Genomic DNA, 4,447 nt, shown 5'->3' on the forward strand with positions numbered 1-4,447 from the left:
TTTCTTAAAAAAGATTACACCCCCCTATCGTGATTCGCGTCATGAACAATAGCGTGCACCAGAGTGCCTTGTGTATCCACAATACTATGGCGTTTAGGTTCTTTTATTTTTTTTCCTTCGCCAATGCCGCGTTGTTCACAAGCCCCGGCAGTTTTGACCCTGTGTGAATCAATCCTGCGATCGCTCGGGTCTTTCTTTTACCAGCATTTATCCGACGCATCTTGACAAGTGTGCTCAGTACTTTTTCTCATATTCCTTTGATCCTGCATCTTTGATAAAACGATTGTACAGGCGAGTATGGCGGAAAATCTTTAGAAAACATTCGCCATGGGAAGCTGCTCTTTATTATGTAAAATACTCTGTTAACACGCTCTTTCTTTTGGTTTTTACTTCTATTACTATACTTGCTCCATTCGAAATGATTTTTAATGAGCGTTTATTCATGATCTGTTAAATCCTTTGGATCACGGGTTCTTATTACCTCTAAGTTTGACTATACTGCCTCCTTTTATCCATGAATATAGGATTTTAAAACGCTTCCAGATCTCTTAAATGCTTTACTTTTCTCTTGCTTTCATCACTACAACCTTGACGCCTAAACTCTATGGAATACCGTGAACTCTTAAGTGAAAAATATTCATTGTCTCTGTATTTGGCTATATTGTTTAGAAACAATGCGTAAGCTCTCTTAATTGTTTTATATTGCTAGAGTCGCTGCCTCAGTGATGTTGGCGCATCTCTGGAGCGCCCTTTAGAACTGTATGGTTTGGCAATGTGTGATTTTCCATGATTTATAATTTTGGTAAATTTTACCAAGACTTGATTTAGGGTTACACTCTAGAAAACTCTATTCTTTATTTATTTCATAGATTATCAATTTGGAAGTATCTCGGTTATTGGATACTGCGTGATCAACATAAAAATACTTTGAATCTTCAATAATATGCGATCCTAATTTTTGTTACTTTTTTAAATCATGAACAACCTATATTAGAATGTGTACCTCATCTTCATTCATCAAAATAATATATTTCTAGCCCAGATTTTCTGAATTTTTCCTCTAGTTTTTTAAACTCTTCTTGTTTTCTGTGCTGAGTTTATGAAAGGGCTTCCTACCTGTTAGGGGCTTATATTCTAAAGAAATTAATGTTTGAGGTACGCTGGGCTTTTCTATTTTTAAACAAAACTTGGTATTACATTTATGGAGCCGTGTTTTTAAGGTATAAGAAGCGTTTATTCTCTCATGTAATATAGATTTTATTTTTTGCTACGCTTTGGACAAGATTGTTTCTTATTATTCATAAGTTCTTCTGTGCCATGATCTTTATCTTTTTTACACCATTTTTTGAATGTATTCCTGCTCAAATTGAATCCTTTCAGCACTTTGTACACCATTCTTATAGAATTTTTTTGAAGCCTTTTGGCGATTATTTGCACGTATTCCCTTGCACTTTTCAGATTTATTGTAACCTTGTTCATCTATTCCTGATCTATTACGCTAATTTTTCTTCCCATTCTAAACCTTAATCAATAGTTTTAAACTATTGATTAATAAAATAATAAATCATATCAAATTATAACTGGAAAATGGTATAACATGTTTTAAGTCGCGTCAAAATGATTTTTTTGAGCGTCTCAAATTTATTTTAATCAAAGTGCAAGCAATACGTTATACATTGTTACGCATGTCTAGTCTCAATATAGTCATAGTAGATTATTTTGGGTAAGAAAGACAGGTTTTTATCATCAATCTATACGAAAAAACAATTATGCTAAAATGTTTGAGTTTGCTAAAGAAGCACTATGATGTAAAGTGATCGTTGTGGATTCATTAAATGATGAGAGTAATTTTTTTCTATTTTAAAAAGTTTAGAATTTAAAACAATTTTATTGTGCTGGGTTTATATTTTTTAGAGTAAAACCTTTCTACTTTCTGGGTTTATTTATCTATTAAATGATTTCCCTCCTTCATTTTTGAATGTGAAATGCACGTTTTTTCCAAATTTTCCAAACAAAAAAAGTGAATATACCCCCCAAAACAAGACTGCCAGAAACTACCCCACCGTAGTTCTCTAATCCGTATAATAACGTCTCACCAATGAGAAACCCTGCCATACAGCTCACTACTGTCCAGACTGCCGCCGCCACCACATTCAAAATTGCAAACCGTAGAACCGGAACTTTCTGAGCACCAATAATAATAGAACTAATAATACGCACTCCCCAAATAAATCGAAAAGATAAAATATAAATATTCTGGTAACGTGCTAAAAATATCAACGCTTTGTCGATATAAGGTGTCATCTTAGGAAGTCGAAAACGAATCCACGTCAACACCCCTGGACCATAAACATAACCCAAAAGATACAAACTCTGATCAGCCAGCAACGTGCCACAAAATGCAATGATCATAATTTTCTGAATGGAAAAGTAGCCAGCAGCCGCCATAGCACTAGAAGTCAGAATAATTGACTCTCCCTCAATTAAAGAACCTAAAAATACCGCCCAATATCCATAATCTTGCAAAAATTTTAATGCTTCTGATTTCACATAAAATCCACGCTTACTTTTTATTATTTTCCTTGTTTACTGGCCTATTGTCAATGCGCGAAACATATGTTCTAATTAATTTATACCCTTTAATAAAGTGTAGTACTGGGATCAGCGTGTTTGATCAACTTGAAGGAAATATTTGGTTAGACGGGAAAATAATCCCCTGGAATAGTGCAAAAGTTCACATTATGACTCATGCACTACATTATGGAACCAGCGTGTACGAAGGGATTCGTAGTAGGAATACTACATTGTTTCGGGCTCCTTTACATTATCGACGCTTTCAACAGTCTGCAGCTTTTTTGGATTTTGAGGTTCCGTATAGTATATCCACTCTTGTCAATGCCACACAACTTCTTTTGGATGCGGGGCACTATAATTTTGGGTATATCCGAGCGCTAGCTTGGTGCGGTAGTAAAAGCATGGTTGTTTCTCACCGAAACTCTAATGTTCATACCGCTATTATGATTTGGGAGCGACCAATGCCGTATCCTCCTCAAATTTATCAACATGGAGTAACGCTCCATCTTGCTTCCTGGCGTAGACCTTGTCCTTCCAGTGCTCCGGTGCACAGTAAAGCTTCGGGATTGTATATGATTTCTGCCATGGCGAAACGTAGAGCGGAATTAGAGGGATTTGATGATGCCATATTATTGGATACCAAAGATCGCATTGCAGAAGCCAGTAGTTCTAATATTTTCTTTGTCCGAGAGGGAACACTCCAAACACCTTTTCCTCACAGCTTTCTTAAAGGATTAACTCGAGCCTTTGTTCTGGAGCAGGCTAAAGAAGAGGGAATTCCTGTGATAGAGAACGATATATATATGTCTGATATGCCTTCAATGGAAGCCTGTTTTTTAACAGGAACTGCGGTGGGAATCCTACCAGTGGCCTCAGTTCGCACAGCTGAATGTTTGTACCAATTTAAACCGGATTCCATTACAAAAAGACTTCAAATATTGCATCAAAAAGCTTTTTGTATTTTCTAAGACTCCCTAAAGCGTCTTACATTTTTTACAATCAAAAAGATTTGTTAACAGAAGAGCCCTTAAACAAACGCTAAGATATAGAAAGCTCGAAACAAAGAGATAGAGTTTATTCAAACACATAATCTTTATGCTATTTTTTTGATTTTCAAACAATGCTTTGATTTTTTTTTCAACTGTTGTGAGGGTTTGTTAACACTATGCGATACAGTGAGGATATACTAGAAAAGAGTGAATGAAGATTAATGTATAGTAATTGAGCTTAAAAATGGGATTATATGTATTATAATTAAAAGAGAACGACAAAAAAATAATTTATAGCCTAAACTTAACGGAAAAAACAATACAATAGATAAACTTAGGTAATAATCAAAAGACGAGCGCTAAGTAGAGGGTGGGGATACGCTAGAAAAAAGAAAGTGTCATTAAGCCTAAAGCACGCAGGAAGAAAGAAACTATAGATCCAAAATCGCTAAAACTGTATGTTTAAAATAAAATATATAGGACGTGTCGATACTTAAGTTTGCTTTAGAATTACAAGTGATGCAGCAAAATGGACGAAGGAAAGAAAAGCGTGTTCAAATGTGTCATATCTGGGTGCAACGCGCCTGAAATGGGTTAACGTGTTGAACATTCGCTCGACTAGAGTGCGTTCTGTGTAAAAAAACCTGCCTCAAATTCTCTGGGTTTTTTGTATAGATCGTGGGAATGACGGCTTTGTTGCGGCCAGCATAATGAACAAGGTCATCGGCATCGTAACATTTTATCCGTCAATAGCGTTTTAAAGTCAAAATTGTTCGTTAAGTTTGTTCGTTAAATCAAGGGCTTTTGTATAGTCAGAGCACTGAGCAGGCGATAGAATGAATTTTGATGAGGGTGTCTAAAACATCTCATGGCAGCCTGGATCT

The 4,447-nt window shown here is 35.7% G+C and carries 2 protein-coding genes; one reads left to right on the plus strand and one right to left on the minus strand.

Annotation, left to right across the window (positions count from 1 at the left end; translation table 11 throughout):
- Window positions 1-1,968: 1,968 nt before the first annotated feature.
- A complete protein-coding gene (locus HCUR_RS02495) occupies window positions 1,969-2,550 on the minus strand; it encodes a DedA family protein (RefSeq protein ID WP_104206594.1) in 582 nt (193 codons plus the stop codon).
- Between the two features lie 116 nt (window positions 2,551-2,666).
- Between HCUR_RS02495 and HCUR_RS02500 the strand changes: the two genes are divergently transcribed.
- Entirely contained in the window at window positions 2,667-3,542 is an 876-nt protein-coding gene (locus HCUR_RS02500; RefSeq protein WP_104206665.1) for an aminotransferase class IV, read from the plus strand.
- Window positions 3,543-4,447 lie beyond the last annotated feature (905 nt).

The sequence above is a fragment of the Holospora curviuscula genome (assembly GCF_002930195.1).
GTDB lineage: Bacteria > Pseudomonadota > Alphaproteobacteria > Holosporales > Holosporaceae > Holospora > Holospora curviuscula.